The organism is Streptacidiphilus cavernicola (assembly GCF_042510955.1).
GTDB classification, from domain to species: domain Bacteria; phylum Actinomycetota; class Actinomycetes; order Streptomycetales; family Streptomycetaceae; genus Streptacidiphilus; species Streptacidiphilus cavernicola.
The window spans coordinates 140,142-161,111 of sequence record NZ_JBHFAB010000006.1; the positions used below are offsets into that span (position 1 = coordinate 140,142).

Sequence of the window (20,970 nt, forward strand, 5' to 3'; positions counted from 1 at the left end):
GACTCAGTCTCATGTGACGATTCTCCGGTGCGGCATCCGGGGGTTATTACCCGGGTGCCGTTCGTATGACCGGAAGGATTGGGTACGGTCGATCCGTGCACATCGAACTTCGTATCGCCGCAAGGACCACCGCCGCCGCCCTGGCGCTGACCGTCGGGCTGCTCGGCGCGGCTCCGGCGACGGCCGCCCCGCGGGTGAACCCCAAGCCGAAGGCCAAGCAGCCGCCCGCGCGGATGTCCGACCTCGGCGGTCCGAAGCTGGCACTGCCCGGGGTGCAGGTGAGCCGGCTGCCGGGGACCCCGCCGGTGCCCGGCAAGGTGTCGGCGCTGTCCTGGATGGTCTCGGACCTGGACACCGGCGCGATCCTCGCGGCGAAGAACCCGCACTGGGCGCTGCCCCCGGCGAGCACCCTGAAGACGCTGTTCGCCGACACCGTGCTGCCGAAGATCCCGAGCACCGCCACCCACAAGGTGCTCGACTCCGACCTGGCCGGTATGGGCGAGGGCAGCAGCCTGGTCGGGGTGCTCCCCGGAAAGACCTACAAGGTCAGCGACCTGTGGCTGGGCGTGTTCCTGCGCTCGGGCAACGACGCGGTGCACGTGCTCGCGGCGATGAACGGCGGGGTCGCCACCACCGTGACGCAGATGCAGGCCGAGGCGGTGGCGCTGGGCGCGCGCGACACCCATGTGGTCTCCCCCGACGGCTACGACATGCCGGGGCAGGTCTCCTCGGCGTTCGACCTGAGCCTGTTCGCCCGGCAGGGTCTGAAGAACCCCGACTTCGCCCGCTACTGCTCCACCGCCAAGGCGGAGTTCCCCGGCGGCCCGAACACCAAGGGCAAGCCCTTCGAGATCGACAACACCGACCGGATGCTCGGCGGGATCAACGGGGTGCCGCGCTACGCCGGCCTGCTCGGCGGCAAGAACGGCTACACCACCAACGCCGGGAACACCCTGGTGGTGGCCGCGAAGCGGGGCGGCCACAGCATCCTGGTCGCGGTGATGAACCCGCAGAGCGACGTCCCTGACGGGGTCTACACCGAGGCCGCGCAGCTGCTGGACTGGGGCTTCGCCGCCGACGGCAGGACCACCCCGGTCGGCAACCTGAACTCGGCCGTTCCCGAGCTGGCCCCCGCCGTCAGCACGGCGACCCCGGCCCCGGTGGCGAAGGCCCCGGGCGGGCCGCTGGACGCCTCCGGCTCGTCCGCCGGGATCGGCGGGCTGACCCGCACCGAGGCCGGCGTCGCCGCCGCGGTGGTGCTGGCCGGGGCCGTCGGGGCGGTGGTGGTCACCCGCCGCCGCCGCGGCAGCCGCGGCCGGGTGCTGGCCGACCCGCTGGACTGACCCGACCGGGCTAGTTCCCGGGGTCGCTGGCGGCGTCGGAGTCCGCCGCGTCGGCGGCGGACTGGGCCGCGTCCACCACGTGCTGCATCTGCTGCACCGTCGCGGCCGAGACCCCGCTCGGCGACGCGCCGGGCGCGGGTCCTGACGCGGCCCCGCCGCCGTGGCCGGAGCAGCCGGTCAGCGCGACCGCCGCCAGCGCCGCCGCCGCGGCCAGCACCGCGCCGCGGCGCAGCGCCGGGGCGGGCATCAGCGCGGTCCGAGGTTGTTGGCGGTGCACCAGGTCTCCACCGACTTGAGGTCGGTCTGCCGGGTGGTCAGCGTGCCGACCAGGTTCTGCCGGTTGGTCAGCCGGTCGCCGAGGTAGGTCGCGATCGCGGTCTGCCCGGCCGACTTGGCCAGGTCCACCCGCTTCTGCATCCTGGCGATCGAGCCGCGCTCGTGCGCCGACCCGTGCAGCCGGTCCAGCGCCCGGGTGAGCCTGGCGTCGACCTTGGGGGCGCGGGCGCAGACCGCCTTCGCCTGCGCCTGGGCCGGGTCCTTGGCGGCGGATCCGGCGGACGGGGCGGTGGACGGCGTCGTGGACGCGGCCACGGCGGGGCTGCCGCCGGCCAGCAGGGCGCCGGCGAGGGCGAGCCCGGCGCAGGCCGAGCCGAGGGCGGTGGTACGTCGGACGGGCATCGGAGGGTCTCCTCACACATCGTCAGAACGCCGCCGGTGCGGCGCTCGCGGTGAGCGTAGGAAGCCTCCTTGTGGAAATCATGTGGCGGTGAGCCAGCCCCGGCGCGGGCCCAGCGTGGCCGGGGCGGTCAGCGGCAGCCGGACCTCGGCCCTGGCGCCACGCCCGGACGGCGGGTCGGTGAGCCGGACCGTCCCGCCGTGCAGCGCGATCTGCTGGGCCACCAGGGTCAGCCCGAGGCCGGAGCCGGGACTGCCCGGCCCGCGGGCGAACCGCTGGAACACCGCCTCGCGCTGCCCGACCGGGACGCCGGGCCCCTCGTCGTCCACCGTCAGCACCGCCTCGCCGCCCTCCGCCCGCAGCTCGACCAGGACCCGGCCGCCGCCGTGCACCAGGGCGTTGGCCAGCAGGTTGTCCACCGCCATCCGCAGCCCCGGCTCCCAGCCGCGCAGCCTCGGCACCGACGCCGCCCGTACCTGGAGACCCGCCCGCGGCTCGCGGCGGCGGGCGTCCGAGACCGCGGCCTCGACCAGCTCGGCCAGGTCCACTCCGTGGAAGGCGTCCGCCTCGACCAGGTCGCCCTGGGCCAGCGAGCGCAGCGCGGTGAGCAGGCCCTGGATCCGGGCGTGCTCGGTGTGCAGGTCGTCCAGCACCTCGGCGCGCTCACGCGGGCCCAGCCCGGGGTGCTCGGCCAGGATGTCCAGGTTGGTGCGCATGCTCATCAGCGGGGTGCGCAGCTCGTGCGAGGCGGACGCGGCGAAGGCCCGCGCGGTCTCCAGCGCCTCGGCGGTCCTGGCCGCCTGGGCGTCGTAGCGGTGCAGCACGGTGCGCAGGGTCAGCGCCAGCTCGTCCACCTCGGCGACACCGGTGGCCCGCTCGTCCAGGCTGAGCCTGGTGGCCGGGTCGTCCGGGTCCAGGCCGCTGGTCCGGCGGCGCAGGGTGCGCAGCGGACGGGCCACCCGCTCGGCCACGCCGAACGCGAGCAGCCCGCCGAGCGGCGCGGCGACCAGCGCCACCAGCACGATCCGCCGCCGCACCGCCGAGACCTCGGCGCTGACCTCGGAGACCGGGGCGAACAGCCACAGCGTGCCCGGCGGCTGCCCGGTGGTCCGGGTCACCGGCAGCGCGAACACCCGCCAGCCGGTGCCGCCGTCCCTGACCGTCACCGGCCCGGACGCGGCGGCGGGAGGCAGCGGGACCGACGCCCCCGGCTGCGGCCCCTCGGCGACCAGTACCGCGCCGTCCGCGTCGGTCAGCCGGACCCCGCCGGTCAGCGCGGCGCTGGAGAGCCGCTGCCGCTGGGTGGCCTCGGCCCTGACCCGCCCGGTCTGCTCGGCCCGCAGCGCGGCCCTGGCCAGGACCAGCGCCGAGGCGGCCCGGTCGCGCAGCCGCCCGTCCTGGCCCGCGTGCAGGTCCCGGTTCACCAGGCCGAGCAGCAGCAGCCCGGCCAGCAGCACCATCACCGGCACGATCGCCGCGGTGACCAGGGCGATCCTGGTGGACAGCCTCACTGCTGCTCCCCCCGCAGGACGAAGCCGACCCCGCGCACCGTGTGCAGCAGCCGGGGCCTTCCGCCGGCCTCCAGCTTGCGGCGCAGATAGCTGACGAAGGTGTCGACCACATCGGTGCGGACGTCGAAGTCGTAGCCCCAGACCCGGTCCAGCAGCTGGTCCCGGGTCAGCACCAGGCCGGCGTTCCGGGTCAGCGCCTCCAGCAGCTCGAACTCACGGCGGGTCAGTTCCACCGGCTCCCCGTCCCAGTGCACCTCCCGGGTGGCCGGGTCGACCGTGAGCGGGCCGACGCCGAGCCGCTCGGTCGCCCGCGGCGGCCTGCGCCGGAGCAGCGCGTGCAGCCGCAGCACCAGCTCCTGCAGCGCGAACGGCTTCACCAGGTAGTCGTCGGCGCCGGCCTGCAGCCCGGCCAGCCGGTCCTCCAGCTGGTCCAGCGCGGACAGCATCAGCACCGGGGTCTCGTCCCCCGCAGCGCGGAGCCTGCGGCAGACCTCGGTCCCGTCCAGGTCCGGCATCGACACGTCCAGCACCAGCACGTCCGGCGGGGTCCGCTGCACCGCGGCCAGGGCGGTCAGCCCGCCGTCGGCCAGCACCACCGCGAAGCCGCTCAGCCGCAGGCCGCGCTCCAGCGAGCGGCGGATCGCCGCGTCGTCGTCCACCACGAGCACCCGGCCGCGTTCCTGACCCGCCATCGCCGCACCTCCTCAGCACCGTCGTGGGGGGCCACCCTGCCAGAGCCGGTCAGCGCTTCCCCGACCGGGGCTGCCGAGCCAGCACCTGGTCCTCCATCTCGTCGGCCGCGGTCAGCGCCTCCTGGGCCCGGTCCCGGGCCCGCACCGCGGCGGCGACCGGGTCCGCCAGCGCGGTCCAGGCCACGCAGAACAGCAGCCAGCGGAAGATGAAGTCGATCCACAGCAGCAGCGCCACCGGTGTGCCGAAGGCCCCGTACATGCTCTTCCCGGCGACATTCCGCAGGTACGCCGACAGCAGCAGCTTCAGCAGCTCGAAGCCGACCGCGCCCAGCAGCGCGCCCTGGAGCACCACCCGCTTCCGCTGGCCGGGGATCCGCGGCAGCCCGACCAGCAGGTACCCGAACATCAGCATGTCCGCGCCCACCGCGATCACGAACCCGGCCGCGCCCAGCAGCGCGGCGCCCCAGCTGGAGTGCTCGATCCCGACCCAGCGGGCGGCCTGGCCGGTGAGCGCGGTGGTGAGCGCGGAGGCGGCCACCGAGACCGCGCCGACCAGGCCGAGCCCGATCAACACGCCGACGTCCAGCAGCTTCCGCAGCACCGGGTTGCCCGGCTCGATCGGCAGCCGCCACACCGTCCTGATGCAGACCCGGGTGGTGTCCACCCAGCCGAGCCCGGAGACCAGCAGCAGCGCCCCGCCGACCAGGCCGACCGTCCCGGAGTGGCGGACCAGCGAGTCCAGGTCCAGCGAGTGCGCCAGCGAGGGGACCTGCTTCTCGATGCTGCGCTGGAACTCCTGCACCCGCCCGGAGGTCAGCGTCGCGGCGGCGATCGCCATCGCCACGGTGAGCAGCGGGAACAGCGCCAGGAAGCCGAAGAAGGTGACCGCGCCGGCCAGCCGGTTGCCGCCGGCGTCGCTGAAGTGCCGGTAGACCCGGTAGGGCCGGGTGTCCAGCACCCAGGCGACCACCGGGCCGATCACCGGAAGGCGGGTCAACCAGTCCACGGTGGTCCCCTGTCCGCTTCAGGGCTCCTGAACCCTCGTCAGGATGGCTGCCCTGTGGCGATGATCTCCTGTCCGGACTGCCCGGGGACGGCGACATCCCGGGCGGCGTCCCCGGCGGAGTCCTGCTCCGGCACGGACGCGGCCAGGGCGCGGTCCCTGCGCCGGGTGACGGTGGCCAGCGGCAGCGACATCACACCGATGATCAGCGGGCCCGCCATGTACCGCCACACCTGCGCCGGGTTCGCCGCGATCACGGTGAGCTGCAGCCCGAGCGTCGGCAGCAGCAACGTCAGCCAGACCTTGCTCCGGCGGACCCAGGCCACCCGCAGCACCAGCGCGTAGCAGAGGTAGGCCCAGATCGCGCCGCGCCAGACGAACCACTGCCAGGCCATGGTCGCGCTGTCGAGGGAGTAGGTGCGCTCCCACTTGTTCAGCCGGTCCGAGAGCGGGGTCTGCTTCTTCAGCACGTGGTAGTACGGGCTCTGCTTGATGTTGGTGCCGTGGTACGACCAGTTGGCGTGGTCGTAGGTCCAGTGCAGCATCGACTTGGTCACCCAGGGGATCTTGATGTTGGTCTCGCCCTGCAGGCTCTTCGGACCCGAGGTGATCCCCCAGGCGATCTGCGAGCGGCACAGCCGGGCCCCGATCACGTCCTGCGGGGTCCGGGTCAGCACCCGGCTCCACAGCGACAGCAGCTCCGAGCCGTTGGCGGTGACCGCCGGACGGTTCATCGGCGGCGCCATCGCCCAGTCGGCGTCCCAGCAGTTCGCGGCCCGGCCCTTCCAGTGCGACAGCGGGGCGACCGCCTCCATCACCTTGAGGTCGGCCGGGGTGAACGAGGAGGGCGACTCCTTGTAGGCCACCGCGATGTCGGCCACGTTCAGCGCGATCACCGCGTCCTCGTGCGGGAGCTTGACGCCCACCGCCGGGTACACGAACAGGGTCAGCACCAGCGCCATCACCGTGGTGGCGATCCCGGCCACCAGGAACTTCAGGCCGAGGCCGCGGACCAGCAGCAGCAGTCCGACGGCGATGATGATGATCGCCGGGTAGCCGTTGTTGCGGAACACCAGGATCCCGGTGAACCCGGCGGTGACCCGCCACAGCGCGGCCCTGGCCGCCGGGCGGTCCAGCGGCACGGCCTTGACCCGGACCCCGGTGGCCCGCGCCTGCTTCACCCGGGCCGCGGCGAACTCGCCGGCCCGGATGCAGCCGGAGAACACCAGCATCGAGAACAGGACGTAGGGGACGTCCTTCCACAGGAACACCATGAAGGTGCCCATCGAGGGCATCACCACGGCGGCCACCGCCGCGGCCACGGTCCAGCGGGCGCGCACCCCGATCCGGTGCAGCGAGACCGCGATGTCCGCCAGGAACAGCGAGGCGGTCAGCGTCTGCAGCAGGGTCAGCACCGCGACGCTGCCGGTGCCCTTCAGCGACAGCCAGATCAGCGCGTCATAGGCGATCGAGTGGTCGGAGACCCAGTTGCCAGTGCTCACCTGCCAGACGTAGGTGAACGAGTCCGGGCTGTACAGGGCGGGGTAGAAGGCGGCCCAGTGCACCAGCAGCACCGCCTGGCACAGCAGGAAGACGGAGAGCGCCAGCCTGCCCGAGGCCGACAGGCGGCCCCATCCACGGGTCACGGCTCGGACGGCGGTCGGCATGGCGGGCATTCTCCGTACGGTTCCCTTCACTGAAGGCGGTACTGCTGGCGTTCCGGTGTGTCAGCGCAGGACGGCCGGCTCGCTCTGCTGGCGGGGCACCCGGCCCAGCCGGGCTCGGGCCACCAGGTCGTCCAGAGCCGCCTGGAAGCGCACCGTCGAGCTGGGCTCCTCGGGACCGAGGAGGTAGCTCTTGAGTGCTTCCCGGCGCTCGGCCAGGTCGTCGGCCGCGGGGTCGCGGACGGCGGCGAGCAGTGTACCCAGGCCACCCGCATCCGGGGTAAGAATCACGGCGGCCCTGGCCGCGGTGTTCCGGGCCCGGAACTCCTCCTCGCCGAGCGCGGCCGAGTCGGTGATGGCGTAGGGCTTTCCGCTGGCCATGAAGTCGGACACCACGCTGGAGATGTCCGAGACCAGGGCGTCGCTCTCGTTGAAGCAGTCGTACAGCTCGTAGTCGTCGCCGATGACCAGCCGGTGCTCCTCCGGGCGGCCGGTGGCCCAGACCAGCTCGCCGCGGCGCTCGCGCAGCCGGGTGATCCGCAGCTCCTGCTCACGGGTGAGCCGGCAGTCCCTGGTCTGGTCCGCGCCGTCCCCCCCGGCCCCCTGCCAGGGGCCCAGCAGCGACGCCAACTCGCGCCGTACGGTGGCGAGTTCGGCCAGTGCGGATTCGCGCTGGCCGTTCGGCACCGGGGTCGTCCCGGCGGCGGCGCGCTGGTTCGCCGCGGTGAGCATGCGGCGGATCCTGGCGTCCACCGCGGCCACCCGCGGGTCGCGCAGCCCGGTGAACGGGTGCGGGCGGTAGAGCACCCGGACCGGCTCGGGCGAGGCCAGCAGCGCGGCAATGATTTTCTCACCTGTCAGCCGCAGCGAGCTGCTGCCCGGGTCCTCGGTCCAGTTCTCCCACGTGGGCGCGTAGAGCACGGTGGGGACGCCGCCGTCGCGCGGGCCGCGGCGGATCCGGCCCAGCTGCGGGCGGCCCACCTCGACCAGGGCCTCCTCACGGACCCCGACCTGCGCCTCGGCGTAGCGGTCGACCCCGGCCCGGCCCGCGGTCCAGATCTCGTCGTAGACCCGGCTGAACGGGTTGACCGAGGCGAGCTTGTCGCTGTCGCCGTGGCCGATGAAGACGTGCCGGGCGGTCGGCAGCCGCAGCGTCTGGATGCTGGCGCCGACGTTGGCCGCGTAGAAGACGACCTTGACGCTGGACCAGTCCATGTTCATCAGCTCGGCGCCGACCGGGACGCAGACCACCGGGAGGCTGGTCGGCGCCAGCTCCTCCATCAGGTGCCGGTCGCTGAGCAGGACCACGGTCCTGCCGTCCAGCTGCGCCATGGTCTCCAGCCACATGTTCAGCTGGTAGCCGGAGGTGCGGGTGCCGGAGAAGTGGACCATGGTCTCCGGCCGGTAGGACTCCAGCCACTTCTGCACGTGCCGCAGCGCCGCGGCGCGGTTGGCGATCCGGCGGTTCCGCAGCAGGTGCGGCGCGAGGTAGCCGCCCCAGGCGAGCGCGGTCAGCAGCATCAGCACATTGCCGAGCACCGCGATCCACAGCTCGCCGGTGGCCAGGGCGAGCAGCGGTCCGGCGATGCCGAACAGCGTGGCGACCTGGTTGACGTCCGAGGCCAGCGGGGCCAGCGGCCGCTTCGGGCCCTTGGCGATGCGCAGGCCGGCCGCGTCGATGTTGCGGGTCTCCACCGGGAGCCTGCGGCTGCGGTTCAGCCGGGCGATCACCGCGGTGGTGGGGATCCGGAGCAGCCGGCGCAGCATGAACGCGGCGGTGCACAGCAGCACCGTGCGCGGCATGTGGTGGCCGGGCCACTCCCGCACCAGGATCAGCAGCAGCAGGAACTCCCGCAGGGTGGTGCGGGTCTCTATCCCGGCGTGGGTGTCGCGGAGGATCCGGCGGAGCCAGGTCGCCGCCGCCCGCTCGCCGCGGATCTCCGAGCCGGTGGCGACCACGATGCCGACCAGGAACGTCCACGGCGAGTGCAGCGGGAGCGCGGCGATCATCGCCAGGTGGCCGACGATCAGCAGCACGTCGTTGCCGCTGTTCAGCCCGCGCTTCATGGTCAGCCTCACGCAGTCACCGCCTGCGCGGCGTCGGCGTCGGCGGGGGTCTTGGCGGCGGGGACGGCGCCCAGCAGCGGCACGTCCGGGGCGTTCAGCCGGATGTCGACGACCTGGCCGGTCAGCGGCGCCAGCAGCATGTCCAGCGAGGTGCGGGCGACGTCGTCGGAGCTCAGCAGCGAGCCGGGGCTCTCCTCGCCGAACGCGCGCTGGCGCATCGGGGTGCGGGTCCGCTCCGGGTTGATGCAGTTGACCCGGATGCCGTCCTCGGCCCACTCGTCGGCCAGGGCCTGGGCCAGGTTCACCACGGCGGCCTTGGCCGAGGAGTACAGGCTGTAGCCGGAACGGCCGCGGGTGTAGCTGCTGGAGGTGTAGAACAGCAGGTGGCCCTTGGTGCGGGCGAGGTACGGGTGGGCCGCCCTGGCGATCCGGATCGGCGCCAGGTAGTTGACCTCCAGCGCCTCCGCGATCTGCTCGTCGTCCTGCTCGGCGAGCCGGCCGATCTGCAGCGATCCCGCGGTGTTGACCACGTAGTCGATCCGGCCGAACCGCTCGTACGCGTCGGCCAGGGCCGCGGCGATGTCGTCCGGGCTCTTGACGTCGGTGCCGGTGGTGGAGCGGCCCAGGGCCAGCACGTTGGCGCCGTAGCCCTCGGCCAGCTCGGCCACGCCGGCGCCGATCCCGTAGGAGCCGCCGAAGACCACCAGGGTGCGTCCCTCCAGGGCGGCCCGGTAGTGCGCGTCCTCGTGCGAGGGCGGCGGCTCGTGCGAGGCCAGCTGGAACAGTTTGTCGATGAGGTAGACGTCGAGCGGGTGGGTGACCTTCATGTTGTGGTCGTCGCCCTGAACCACCAGGATCGGCACGTCCGGCAGGTACTTGAGCACCACCGAGCAGTCGTCGGTGGCCTGGAAGTTGGGGTCCAGCGAGGCCAGCTCGTAGGCCTTGCGGATGGTCGACAGCCAGAAGCCCTGCGGGGTCTGGCCGCGGCGCAGCCGGGAGCGGTCCGGGATCTCGGTGATGAACTCGCCCTCGTCGCCGTGGGTCCTGGTGACCACCACGGTGTCCGCCGAGGGGATGGCCACGTCCACGGCCTGGTGCCGCTGCAGCGCGGCGACGCAGTCGGTGATCACCCGCGGCGACAGCAGCGGCCGGACCGCGTCGTGGAACAGCAGGATCCGGTCCTCGCCCGGCGCCAGTCGGGCGCTGACCGCCTCGATGGCGCGCTCGGTGGTCTCGTTCCTGGTCGCGCCGCCGGCCATGACCGCGACGACCTTGCCCTGGCCGACCGGTACCGCGAGCTCCTCGGCGACCTTCAGGTGCGAAGCTGTCATCAGCACGATGATCTCGTCCACCTGCGGCGAGGATGCCAGGGCGGCGACGGTGTGCTCCAGGATCGTCCGCCCGGCCACCTTGAGCAGCTGCTTGGGGAGGTTCAGCCCCATCCGCTCGCCCACACCGCCGCCGAGCACGATCGCCGTCACACCTCGGACTGTTGGTGAGGTGTTCGCCACCATGATCGACCGCCGTTCTGCAATGTACATCGACTCAATCTACGGACTGACCAAAGGTACACGGCCGACATTGGAGGCTCGCGCAGGTCGACCCGTCCGCAGTAACGGAACGGCAACGGCAGGACGGGCCGATCGCGTGCCCTCGAGCCCGCGGGTTCGTTGACCACGAAGGGTTCCCGAGCCGAGGAGGGCGTATGTGCGCACCGCCCGATGTAACCGTGATCACTCCGGTACGCGACACCTGTGACTACCTCGACACGTGGTTCTCCTCACTCCGCGGACAGACCCTGCCGCGGGAGCGGCTGGAGGTGATCGCGGTCGACGACGGGTCGACCGACGGCAGCGGCCGGGCGCTGGACCGGATCCAGCGGGCGTACCCGGAGCTGGTGCGGGTGCTGCACCTGCCCGCCTCCGGCGGTCCGGCCGGGCCGCGCAACCGGGCGCTGGAGCTGGCCCGCGGTCGCTACGTCTTCTTCCTCGACTCGGACGACCGGCTCGGGCCCGAGGCGCTGGAGCGGCTGACCGGGTACGCCGACCGGCTGGAGTCGGACGTGGTGCTGGGGCGGATGGCCGGGGTGAACGGCCGCCGGGTGCCGAAGGACGTGTTCCGGCACAGCGTCGAACAGGCCGAGATCCACAACTCCGGCGTCCTGTACGCGCTGACCCCGGCCAAGCTGTTCCGCCGGGAGCTGATCGAGCGGCACCGGCTGCGGTTCCGCGACGAGCTGCGGATCGGCAGCGACCACCCGTTCGTGGTCGAGGCCTACCTGCGGGCCCGGCGGGTGTCCGTGCTCGCCGACTACACCTGCTACTACCTGGTGGCCAGGGAGCGCGGCGGCAACATCTCGCTGGGCGACTCGGTGACCTCGGCGCTGCGCCTCCCCTATATGCGCGCGTCGGTGGAGACGGTGCTGCGGCACGCGGGTCCCGGCCCGGTCCTGGACGCGCTGCTCAAACGGGTGCTCCGGGTCGAGTTCACCGACCTGCTCGGCCCCGCCTTCACCCGGCTCGCCCCGGAGGCGCAGCTGGCCGAGATGGCCGCGCTCCGCGGCTACCTCGACGACTGGTACCACGACGCCCTCGGCCCGGAGCTGCCGTCCTGGGTCCGCTGGCGGATCCACTGCGTCCGCGAGGGCAAGCGGGCCGAGCTGTGCGCGCTGATCGGCACCGAGACGGCGGACCGCCTCGGCTTCCGCTCCGGGAACGGCGCGGGCGCCGGGGTGCTGGCCTCCGCCGGGCGCGCGTACGCGCGGCTGCCCGGGTTCCGCGACCCGGGCTCCGGCATCCCCGACTCCTGCTACGAGGTCACTAGGGAGCTGGCGGTCCGGCACCGGCTCGCCGACGTGGCGCTGGACCAGGACGGCCTCACCGTCACCGGGACCGCCGCGCTGCCGGCCCTGGCCAGGGCGGGGACCGGGGTCCGGGTCTTCGCCCGGCGGCGCGGCAGCAGGGTCACCTTCCCGCTGCACACCGTGCAGACCGCCGCCGAGGGCGCCGGGGAGGCCGGAGAGTCCGGACCGGTGCCGGGCACCGCCTTCCGGGCCCGCTGGGGCTCCGGCGCGGACCGCTGGCGGCCCGGGATCTGGGACCTCTTCGCGGTGCTGGACGCCGAGGGGGTGCGCCGCGAGGTGAGACTCGGCAGCGCCCGCGCGCCAGGACTCGCCCTGCCCGGACCGAGGCCGCCGTCGGAGGGCCCGGCCGGGGAGCTGCCGGTAGCCTGCTACTGGACCGACCCGTACGGGAATCTCAGCCTCCGTGTCGGGTAACTGCCATGAGTCAGAGGCTTACCCCGCGTTTCCCCGGACCTGCTAACCTGCCCCGAATTCCACGACCAGCTGCGAGGTTCACCGCAAGATGTCCGAGACCGAGCACCTCCCGACGGCCGCCGCCGACGGCGCCACGCCCTCCACCGCGGCCGCCGACTACACCGAGCGTCTGGTCACCCTGGAACGCGCGGGCCTGAAGCGGTTCGTCCCGACCCAGGCCCCGTACCACTGGAACCTGCGCCGGCTGAAGCTCGGCCGGGTGCTGGAGGTCGGCTGCGGGGTCGGGCGCAACCTGCACGCCTGTTCGCCGGAAAGCGTCGGCGTGGACCACAACGAGACCTCCGTGCTCACCGCCCGCGCCCGCGGCCTGAAGGCCTACACCGGGGACGAGTTCCTCTCCTCGGAGGAGTTCACCCCGCGCAGCTTCGACAGCATGCTGGTCGCCCATGTGCTGGAGCACGTCTCGGCCGAGGACGGCAAGGGCCTGCTGGAGGAGTACCTGCCGTACATCCGCTCCGGCGGCAGGGTGGTGCTGATCTGCCCGCAGGAGGCCGGCTACGCCAGCGACGCCACCCACATCCGCTTCCTGGACTTCCCCGAGCTGCGGGCCCACGCCGAGGAGTGCGGTCTGGAGGTGGAGCGGGCCTACTCGTTCCCGCTGCCGCGCAGCGCAGGCCGCAGCTTCCGCTACAACGAGTTCGTTCAGGTCGCCCGGCTGAAGTAGTCGCCGGCCGCGGCGCGGGCCTGCTCCGGACTCGGCGCCGGGGTCCGCGCCGCGAGCGGGACCACCGGCAGCGGCTCGGTCTCGCCCAGGAAGACCCGGCGGACCACCCGCTCGGCCGCGTTGCCGTCGTCGAACTGGCAGAACCGCTCGCGGAAGGCCGCCCGCAGCTCCGCCGCCGCGGCCGAGCGCCAGGAGCCGTCCCGCAGCAGCGCGGTCAGCTCGGCCTCGGTCGCGGCCACCGCGCCCGGGGTCTCCCCCGGGCGGCCCGACGGCAGGTCCAGGTAGACGCCGCGGGTCTCCTGGTAGATCTTCCAGTCGTCGGCCAGCACCACGATCGGCCGGTCCAGGTTGGCGTAGTCGAACATCAGCGAGGAGTAGTCGGTGACCAGGCCGTCCGAGGCCAGGGCCAGCCGCTCCACCGAGGGGTGTCCGGTGACGTCGAGGATCCGGGCCGCCTGCCCGTCCGCGGAACGGGAGTCGGGCGCCGGGGCGTCGTAGTAGTAGTGCGCCCGGTTCAGCAGGACGTAGCCGGGGCCGAGCGCGCGGGCCAGCCGGTCCAGGTCCAGCTGCGGCCGGTAGCCGGCCCGGTAGTCGCGCATGGTCGGCGCGTAGAGCAGCGCCACCGCGTCCTCGGGGATCTCCAGCTCGGCCCGCGCCGCCAGCACGTCCGCCGCGGTGGCCCGGTAGTAGACGTCGTTGCGCGGGTAGCCGTACTCCAGCGTCTGGTAGCCGGACGGGTAGACCCGCTCCCAGACCAGGGTGCTGAAGCGGTTGGCGGTCAGGCTGTAGTCCCAGCGGTCGACCCGCTCCAGCAGTTCGCCGAAGTCCATGCCCGCGGCGGCCACCGGGTAGTCCCGCAGGTCCAGGCCCATCTTCTTGACCGGGGTGCCGTGGTGCGTCTGCAGGTGCACCGTCCCCTGGCGCTTCGTCAGGCCGTTCGGGAAGTTGACGTTGTTGACGAAGAACTTGGCCCGGGAGACCGCCTCCCGGTAGCCGCGCGAGCCGGGCGCGACGACGGTCGCCCCCTCCGGCACCGGGCCGGTCCTGCGGTCGTTGCCGACCACCCACACGGTCCTGATCCCCGGCACCAGCTCCCGCAGCTTGGCGTGCACCGCGAGCGGGTTGCAGGACGGGGTGCGGCTCCAGTACGAGGCGAAGACCGCCAGGTTCTCGTCCACCGGCAGCGCCCGCTGGAGCGTCTGATAGCCGCTCAGCACCGGCAGCGCCACCGCCCGGCGCAGCTTCGCCGGGCTCGCCTTCCGGGCCCGCTGCCGCGCGGTGCGGGCAGCCTGGCCCAGCGCGCCGACCCGCCAGCTGCCCTTGCTGCGCACCGGCACCGGCGTCGCCCCGGCCGGGCGGTGCCGCTGCTCGGCCTGCGCGGCCTGGGCGAAGAACTCGCGGTGCGCCGCCCGCGGCACCCGGCCCGGGTGGTTGCCGATGGTCTGCAGGTGGTCCACCATCCGCAGGTACATCGCCCCGCGCCAGTGCTCCAGCTCGGGGTTGCGGTCCAGGAAGTCGAAGACCAGGTCGTACTGGCCGAAGATGTCGAAGTGCTTGCGGCTGACCGTGGCCAGGATGTTGCCGCCCTCGCGCCGCTGCCGGTAGTGCACCACCACCCGGTCCAGCAGCGCGATCCGCGCCGCGGCCAGCAGCGAGGGGTAGGTCCACGGGATGTCCTCGTAGTACCCGTGCGGGAATGCCAGCCCGTACTGCTCGGCGAAGCTGCGCTTGTAGGCCTTGTTCCACACCACCATCAGCAGCGCCAGCAGCTCCTGCCGCTGCGCGACGTCGAACACCTCGGGGCGGTCCGGGTCGGCCGCGAACACCCCGGCGTCGATGCTGCGGACCACGCCGCCGTCCCAGAAGGTCCGGGCGTAGTCGAAGACCAGCAGGTCGGGCGATCCGGTGGCGTCCAGCCGCTCGGCGATCGCCTGCAGCGAGCCCGGGGTCATGCTGTCGTCGCTGTCCAGGAACAGCAGGTAGTCGCCGGTGGCGACGGCGAGACCGGCGTTGCGGGCCCCACCGAGACCGGCGTTCTCGGCCAGGTGCAGCACCTTCACCCGGGGGTCGGCGCGGGCGAACTCGTCGAAGATCTCCCCGCAGCCGTCGGGTGAGCAGTCGTCGACCCCGATCAGCTCGAAGTCCTCGAACGTCTGGCTGAGCACCGAGGTCAGGCATTCCCCCAGGTACGCCTGGACGCGGTAGGCGGGAACGATCACGCTGAAGCGGGGCATTGGCATTCCAGGGTTGACCGACCGGGGTACCCCGCCACTCTATCGCCGCGCGTTCGACTGCCGGATCACCGTCGGCCACGTGGGCGTCACACGGACCGGAAACAGTGGTGTGCCTACGCCCGAGAGGACTTCCATGCCGTCCCGACTGTCCGCGGCCGCCACCGCACCACGCTGGCTGGAGCGCATCCCCGCGCCGCTGAGGTTCCCGCTCGCGGTCTACGCGGTGCTCCAGCTGATCTACCTGCTCTGGTGGGCGGCGTTCTTCCCGGGGCTGATGAGCTACGACTCGATCACCTACGTCCGCGAGGTGACGGAGCACCACTGGAGCAGCGACCACTCGGTCCTCTACGACACCCTGGTCTGGATGTGCCTCAAGGGCACCGGCGACCTCTGGCTACTGACCCTGCTGCAGACGGTGGCGGTCGCGGCGGTGCTCGCCTACACCTGCGTGGCGCTGGCCGACCTCGGCGTGCGCCGGCGCTGGAGCTCCGCCGCGGCGGTGGTGCTGGCGGTGCTGCCGTCCACCGGCACCTTCACCGAGTACGTCTGGAAGGACTCGGCCTTCGCCATCACCGTGCTGCTCGCCTTCGCGGCGCTGATCCGGCTGACGGTACGGGTGCTGCGCGGCCGGGAGCGGCTCAGGGACCGCTGGTTCTACTGGCAGCTGGCGCTGCTGGAGACCGGCTTCGTCGGGATCGCGCTGTTCCGCAACAGCAGCATCACCGTGGTGGTCGCGGCGCTGCCGCTGATGCTGCTGGCGCTGCGCTCGATGCGGATCTGGATCACCGCGCTGGTCGCCGCGACCACCGTGCTCTACCTGGCGATGAACTTCTGGCTGTACCCGTCGCTGGGCGTCCTGCCGCCCAACATCACCTCGTACTACGCCTTCAACTACGCCGACATCGCGGTGGCGTACCAGAAGGACCCGAAGAGTTTCAGCGCCGCCGACAAGGCGGTCATGGAGAAGGTCTCCCCGCTGTCGGTCTGGGGCGGCCGGGCCGGCAACTGCTGGGACGTCGACTGGACCATGCACTCCCTGAACCGGCCCGCGCTGGGCGCCAACAACACCGAGCTGATGAACGTCTGGTGGGAGGTGGTCCAGCGGACCCCGAACCTGGTGGCGCAGGGGCACCTGTGCCGCTCGCAGATCGCCTGGGGGATCTTCGGCGGACCCAAGAGCCTGCAGGGCGAGACCCAGATCTTCCCGCCGGTGATCACCAAGGACCTGTTCCACCAGGCCGACCCGGGCCGGGCGATGGAGCACAGCAGGTACAAGCCGGTGCTGAGGACCCGGCCGCTGAGCGACCGGCTGCACGCCGCGGCGAAGTGGTTCTACCTGCTGAGCACCACCCCGCAGACCCAGTGGGTGGTCTGGCGCGGCGCCTTCTGGACCTACCTCACCTACCTGACCGCGCTGCTGCTGGCCGGCCGCCGGCGCCGCGGGGCCAGGCAGGTGCTGGTCGTCGCCGCGATGTCGCTCGGGCTGCAGCTGTCGGTGATCGCCGCCAACCCGGCGCAGATGTCCCGCTACATGCTGCCGTCGGTGATGGTCGGCATCATGACCGTGCCGCTGCTGAGCCTGCTCCGCCGCCGGGCCCCGCGGCCGGATCCGGCGCCCCCGGCACAGCTCCGAACGGAAACGCCCGCAGCGGACGCCACACCCCGTCCGACCCGAATCGGTACAGGCTGAACCCGGGCACGGTGAACTCCGCGCGGTAGCGCCGGAGTTCACCGTAGGCCCGGTCCAGCTCGGACTCCGCGACCGCGTGCGCCACGGTGACGTGCGGGTGGTAGGGGAAGGCCAGCTCCCGGGCCAGCGGCCCGGAGCGGACCGCGGCCTCGGCGGCCCGGCACTCCCGCGCCCCGGCCTCCAGCCGCAGGAAGACCACCGGGGAGACCGGCCGGAACGTCCCGCTGCCGTGCAGCAGCACCCGGAACGGGCGCAGCTCCGCCGCCGCGGCGGCCAGGTGCCGTTCGATCCCGGGCAGCGCCTCCCGGCCCACCTCGGTCGGCGGCAGCAGCGTCACATGCGTGGGTATGGTCCGCGCCAGCGGGTCGCCGTACCCGGCGCGGGCGTCCTGGATCGCCCCGGCGTACGGCTCGGGCACGGCGACGGAGACGCCGATCACGATCGGGTCGTCCAGCGCGGCGTCAGTCATCGCGGCCTCAGTGCTTCGCCGGAAGGAAGCCGATCCGGTCGTACGCCGCCGCGAGGGTCTCACCGGCCACGGCGCGCGCCTTCTCGGCGCCGCGGGCGAGCACCGCGTCGAGCTCCGCCGGGTCGTCCAGGTAGAGCCTGGTCCGCTCCTGGAACGGGGCCACCCACTCGGTGTAGACCTCGGCCAGCTCGGTCTTCAGCGCGCCGTACATCTTGCCCTCGAAGTGCTGCACCAGCTCCGGGATCGACCGGCCGCTGATCGCCGAGTAGATGTTCAGCAGGTTGGAGACGCCCGGCTTCTCCTTCTCGTCGTAGGAGACCACCGTGCCGGTGTCGGTGACCGCGCTCTTGAACTTCTTCGCGCTGACCTTCACCTCGTCCAGCAGGCTGACCAGGCCCTTCGGCGAGGACGCCGACTTGCTCATCTTCGCGGTCGGGTCCTGCAGGTCGTAGATCTTCCCGGTCTCCTTGAGGATGTACGGGTTGGGCACGGTGAAGGTCTGCCCGAGCCGGTGGTTGAAGCGCTCGGCCAGGTCCCGGGTCAGCTCGACGTGCTGCCGCTGGTCCTCGCCCACCGGCACCTGGTCCGCCTGGTACAGCAGGATGTCGGCGACCTGCAGGATCGGGTAGGTGAACAGCCCGACCGAGGTGTTGCCGCTGCCGAACCTGGCGGACTTGTCCTTGAACTGGGTCATCCGGGAGGCCTCGCCGAAGCCGGTGAGGCAGTTCATCACCCAGGCGAGCTGCGCGTGCTCGGGCACGTGCGACTGCACGAAGAGGGTGCAGCGCTCCGGGTCCAGGCCCGCGCCGAGCAGCTGGGCCACCGACACCCGGGTGTTCTGCCGCAGCTCGGCCGGGTCCTGCTCGACCGTGATCGCATGCAGGTCGACCACCATGTAGAAGGCGTCGTGGGTCTCCTGGAGGGACACCCACTGGCGCACCGCGCCCAGGTAGTTCCCCAGGTGGAAGGACCCGGACGTCGGCTGGATACCGGAGAGCACGCGAGGGCGATCAGTGACCATGGCGCCATTCTCTCAGGAACAGGTGAACACTTTGACCTCTAACCCGATACGCCCGGCCGGCCCGGTACCCCCGGCTGGCCCGGCACGCCCGGAGCCGGCTGCTCGCCGTCCCCGCGCACGGTGACCCGGACCCGGTCCACCCGGCGGCCGTCCAGCGCCGCCACCTCGATCCGGTAGCCGGGCAGCCCGTCCGTCCGCGGCACCGCCACCTGGTCGCCCGGCTCGGGCAGGTGCCCCAGCTCGGAGACCACGAAGCCGGCCACCGTCTCGTACGGGCCCTCGGGCAGCTCCACCCCGGTCTCCTCGGCGAAGTCGGGCAGGTTGAGCAGCCCGTCCACCTCGATGCTGCCGCCGGCCAGCCGCCGGGTGGTGCTGACCTCCTGCGAGTCGTACTCGTCCCGGATCTCCCCGATCACCTCCTCGACCAGGTCCTCCAGCGAGACGATCCCGGCCGTGCCGCCGTACTCGTCCACCACGATGGCCAGGTGGTGGCCCTCATGCCGCATCTCCGACATCGACGGCAGCACCCGCTTGGTCGCGGGCAGCAGCTTCACCGGGCGGGCCAGGTCGCGCACGGTCTGCGCCCCGTCCGGATCCCGGTAGAGGTCGCGGACGTGGACGAAGCCGACCACCGCGTCGTAGGAGCCGTCCACCACCGGGTAGCGCGAGTGCGGGTAGCGGCCGACCTCGGTCCTGACCTCCTCCAGCGGGCGCGCGGCGTCCAGGAAGGTCACCTCGGTCCGCGGCACCATCACCTCGCGCAGCTGCCGCTCCCCCGCCGCGAACACCTCGGCGATCAGCCGCCGCTCGTCACTGCCCAGCTCGGTGTTGGAGGCGACCAGGCCGCGCAGCTCCTCCGAGCTCATCGCGTTCCGCCCGGCCTGCGGGTCGCCGCCGAGCAGACGCACCATCAGGTTGGTCGAGCGGGAGAGCAGCCAGATCACCGGCCGCAGCACCACCGAGATGACGTCCACCATCGGCGCAGCCAGCAGCGCGATCGACTCGGCCCGCTGCAGGCCGATCCGCTTCGGGGTCAGCTCGCCGAGCACCAGCGAGACGTAGGAGATCAGCAGGGTCAGCAGCACCAGCGCCACCGCGTCGGCGACCGCGTCGCTCAGCCCCAGGCCGGTGAAGAGCGGCGCGGCCTTGGCCGCCAGGGTGTCCGCGCCGAAGGCCGCCGACAGGAAGCCCATGCAGGTCACCCCGACCTGCACGGCCGCCAGGAAGCGGTTGGGGTCGCCGGCCAGATGGGCCGCCCTGACCGCGCGCTTGGTGCCGCGCTCGGCCAGCGCCTGGATCTGCCCCTCCCGCAGGGAGATCAGCGAGATCTCGGCAACGTTGAAGATTCCACCGATGATGATGAAGATCAGGACCAGTCCCGCGTCCTGGAAGGTCTCGCTCACAGGGAACAGTGTAGGAACCCGACGGCCCCCGCCCGGTGGGCGGGGGCCGTCGCGGCACGGGGTCAGATCAGGCCGAGGCCCGCCACCGCGTCGCGCTCCTCGACCAGCTCGTTGACCGAGGCGTCGATCCGGGCGCGGGAGAAGTCGTTGATGTCCAGGCCCTGGACGATCTCGAACTTCCCGTCCTTCGCGGTGACCGGGAAGGAGGAGATGAGCCCCGCCGGGACGCCGTAGGAGCCGTCCGAGACCACGCCGGCGCTGGTCCAGTCGCCGTCCGCGGTGCCGTTGGTCCAGGTGAAGACGTGGTCCAGGGCGGCGTTGGCGGCCGAGGCGGCCGAGGAGGCGCCGCGGGCGTCGATGATCGCCGCGCCGCGCTTGGCCACGGTCGGGATGAAGTAGTCCGACAGCCAGGCGTCGTCGGACAGCGCCTTGGCCGCGTTCTCGCCGTTGACCTCGGCGTGGAAGACGTCCGGGTACTGGGTCGCCGAGTGGTTGCCCCAGATGGTGAGCTTCTTGACGTCGGAGACGGTGACGCCGAGCTTCTTGGCCAGCTGCGCCACGGCGCGGTTGTGGTCGAGCCGGGTCATCGCGGTGAAGCGGTCGGCCGGTACGTCCGGGGCGTTGCGCTGGGCGATCAGCGCGTTGGTGTTCGCCGGGTTGCCGACCACCAGGACCTTGACGTCGTCCGCGGCGTGGTCGTTGATGGCCTTGCCCTGCGGGCCGAAGATGCCGCCGTTGGCGGCGAGCAGGTCGCCGCGCTCCATGCCGGGACCGCGCGGACGGGCGCCGACCAGCAGGCCGATGTTGGCGCCAGCGAAGCCCTGGTTCGGGTCGTCGAAGATGTCGATGCCGGCCAGCAGCGGGAACGCGCAGTCGTCCAGCTCCATCGCGGTGCCCTCGGCGGCCTTGACCCCCTGCGGGATCTCCAGCAGCCGCAGCTTCACCGGCACGTCGGGGCCGAGGAGGTGGCCGGAGGCGATGCGGAAGAGCAGCGCGTAGCCGATCTGGCCGGCGGCACCGGTGACGGTGACGTTGACGGGAGTGCGGGTCATGAGACATCTCCTGCTGTTACCTGGGGTGCTGAATACCTGGGGTGGTAGGGCTTCGGCGGCAGGCAGCAGAGCACGTGCAGGGCACGCCCGCGGTGCCGGACCCTGATCGGTCTCTTGACTTCAAGAGACCGGTGTCAGGCTATC

Annotated in this window: 16 protein-coding genes and 1 pseudogene; 4 read left to right on the plus strand and 13 right to left on the minus strand. The window is 72.5% G+C overall.

Going from position 1 to position 20,970, the window contains the following annotated elements; translation table 11 throughout:
- Positions 1-95 precede the first annotated feature (95 nt).
- Positions 96-1,343 (plus strand): D-alanyl-D-alanine carboxypeptidase family protein, encoded by a 1,248-nt coding sequence (locus ACEZDE_RS10390; protein ID WP_380534819.1) that lies wholly within the window; start codon positions 96-98, stop codon positions 1,341-1,343.
- A 10-nt stretch (positions 1,344-1,353) separates the two neighbouring features.
- On the opposite strand, the gene ACEZDE_RS10395 is transcribed toward ACEZDE_RS10390, so the two are convergent.
- The 8 genes from ACEZDE_RS10395 to ACEZDE_RS10430 form a co-directional block, all read right to left on the minus strand.
- Positions 1,354-1,590, minus strand: coding sequence for a hypothetical protein (locus ACEZDE_RS10395; protein ID WP_380534821.1), 237 nt, complete (start codon positions 1,588-1,590; stop codon positions 1,354-1,356).
- A complete protein-coding gene (locus tag ACEZDE_RS10400; protein ID WP_380534823.1) occupies positions 1,590-2,021 on the minus strand; it encodes a hypothetical protein in 432 nt (143 codons plus the stop codon). The genes ACEZDE_RS10395 and ACEZDE_RS10400 overlap by 1 nt, the downstream gene beginning before the upstream one ends.
- Before the next feature lie 78 nt (positions 2,022-2,099).
- Positions 2,100-3,530 carry a sensor histidine kinase gene (locus ACEZDE_RS10405; RefSeq protein WP_380534825.1) on the minus strand — a complete coding sequence of 477 codons (1,431 nt, stop codon included), beginning with the start codon at positions 3,528-3,530 and terminating at the stop codon, positions 2,100-2,102.
- Positions 3,527-4,222 (minus strand): response regulator transcription factor, encoded by a 696-nt coding sequence (locus ACEZDE_RS10410; protein WP_380534827.1) that lies wholly within the window; start codon positions 4,220-4,222, stop codon positions 3,527-3,529. The genes ACEZDE_RS10405 and ACEZDE_RS10410 overlap by 4 nt, the downstream gene beginning before the upstream one ends.
- A 49-nt stretch (positions 4,223-4,271) precedes the next feature.
- Positions 4,272-5,228 carry a YihY/virulence factor BrkB family protein gene (locus ACEZDE_RS10415; protein ID WP_380534829.1) on the minus strand — a complete coding sequence of 319 codons (957 nt, stop codon included), beginning with the start codon at positions 5,226-5,228 and terminating at the stop codon, positions 4,272-4,274.
- A 38-nt stretch (positions 5,229-5,266) separates the two neighbouring features.
- Positions 5,267-6,892 (minus strand): hypothetical protein, encoded by a 1,626-nt coding sequence (locus ACEZDE_RS10420; RefSeq protein ID WP_380534831.1) that lies wholly within the window; start codon positions 6,890-6,892, stop codon positions 5,267-5,269.
- A gap of 60 nt (positions 6,893-6,952) precedes the next feature.
- On the minus strand, positions 6,953-8,968 hold the full coding sequence (locus ACEZDE_RS10425; RefSeq protein WP_380534833.1) for a hypothetical protein: 2,016 nt from the start codon (positions 8,966-8,968) through the stop codon (positions 6,953-6,955).
- Positions 8,965-10,470: an SDR family NAD(P)-dependent oxidoreductase gene (locus ACEZDE_RS10430; RefSeq protein WP_380535135.1), complete on the minus strand. Its 1,506-nt coding sequence runs from the start codon at positions 10,468-10,470 to the stop codon at positions 8,965-8,967. The genes ACEZDE_RS10425 and ACEZDE_RS10430 overlap by 4 nt, the downstream gene beginning before the upstream one ends.
- A gap of 215 nt (positions 10,471-10,685) precedes the next feature.
- Here ACEZDE_RS10430 and ACEZDE_RS10435 point away from each other — a divergent pair, with 215 nt between their 5' ends.
- Together ACEZDE_RS10435 and ACEZDE_RS10440 are read left to right on the plus strand one after the other, a co-directional pair.
- Positions 10,686-12,233 carry a glycosyltransferase family 2 protein gene (locus tag ACEZDE_RS10435; RefSeq protein WP_380534835.1) on the plus strand — a complete coding sequence of 516 codons (1,548 nt, stop codon included), beginning with the start codon at positions 10,686-10,688 and terminating at the stop codon, positions 12,231-12,233.
- An 88-nt stretch (positions 12,234-12,321) separates the two neighbouring features.
- Complete coding sequence (locus ACEZDE_RS10440) at positions 12,322-12,957, plus strand: class I SAM-dependent methyltransferase (RefSeq protein ID WP_380534837.1); 636 nt, start codon at positions 12,322-12,324, stop codon at positions 12,955-12,957.
- On the opposite strand, the gene ACEZDE_RS10445 is transcribed toward ACEZDE_RS10440, so the two are convergent.
- Complete coding sequence (locus ACEZDE_RS10445; RefSeq protein ID WP_380534839.1) at positions 12,936-15,191, minus strand: bifunctional glycosyltransferase/CDP-glycerol:glycerophosphate glycerophosphotransferase; 2,256 nt, start codon at positions 15,189-15,191, stop codon at positions 12,936-12,938. The genes ACEZDE_RS10440 and ACEZDE_RS10445 overlap by 22 nt on opposite strands.
- 364 nt (positions 15,192-15,555) lie before the next feature.
- On the opposite strand from ACEZDE_RS10445, the pseudogene ACEZDE_RS10450 reads away from it, so the two are divergent.
- Positions 15,556-16,695, plus strand: a pseudogene (locus tag ACEZDE_RS10450) (DUF6020 family protein); the annotation flags it as partial.
- A gap of 52 nt (positions 16,696-16,747) precedes the next feature.
- Here the strand turns inward: ACEZDE_RS10450 and ACEZDE_RS10455 are convergent.
- The 4 genes from ACEZDE_RS10455 to ACEZDE_RS10470 all read right to left on the minus strand — a co-directional run bounded on the left by ACEZDE_RS10455 (position 16,748) and on the right by ACEZDE_RS10470 (position 20,826).
- Positions 16,748-17,350, minus strand: coding sequence for a 2'-5' RNA ligase family protein (locus tag ACEZDE_RS10455; RefSeq protein ID WP_380534841.1), 603 nt, complete (start codon positions 17,348-17,350; stop codon positions 16,748-16,750).
- Between the two features lie 7 nt (positions 17,351-17,357).
- Positions 17,358-18,371, minus strand: coding sequence for a tryptophan--tRNA ligase (trpS, locus tag ACEZDE_RS10460; RefSeq protein WP_380534843.1), 1,014 nt, complete (start codon positions 18,369-18,371; stop codon positions 17,358-17,360).
- Between the two features lie 38 nt (positions 18,372-18,409).
- Positions 18,410-19,774 (minus strand): hemolysin family protein, encoded by a 1,365-nt coding sequence (locus ACEZDE_RS10465; protein WP_380534844.1) that lies wholly within the window; start codon positions 19,772-19,774, stop codon positions 18,410-18,412.
- A 62-nt stretch (positions 19,775-19,836) separates the two neighbouring features.
- Entirely contained in the window at positions 19,837-20,826 is a 990-nt protein-coding gene (locus tag ACEZDE_RS10470) for a malate dehydrogenase (RefSeq protein ID WP_380534845.1), read from the minus strand.
- Between the last annotated feature and the right edge of the window lie 144 nt (positions 20,827-20,970).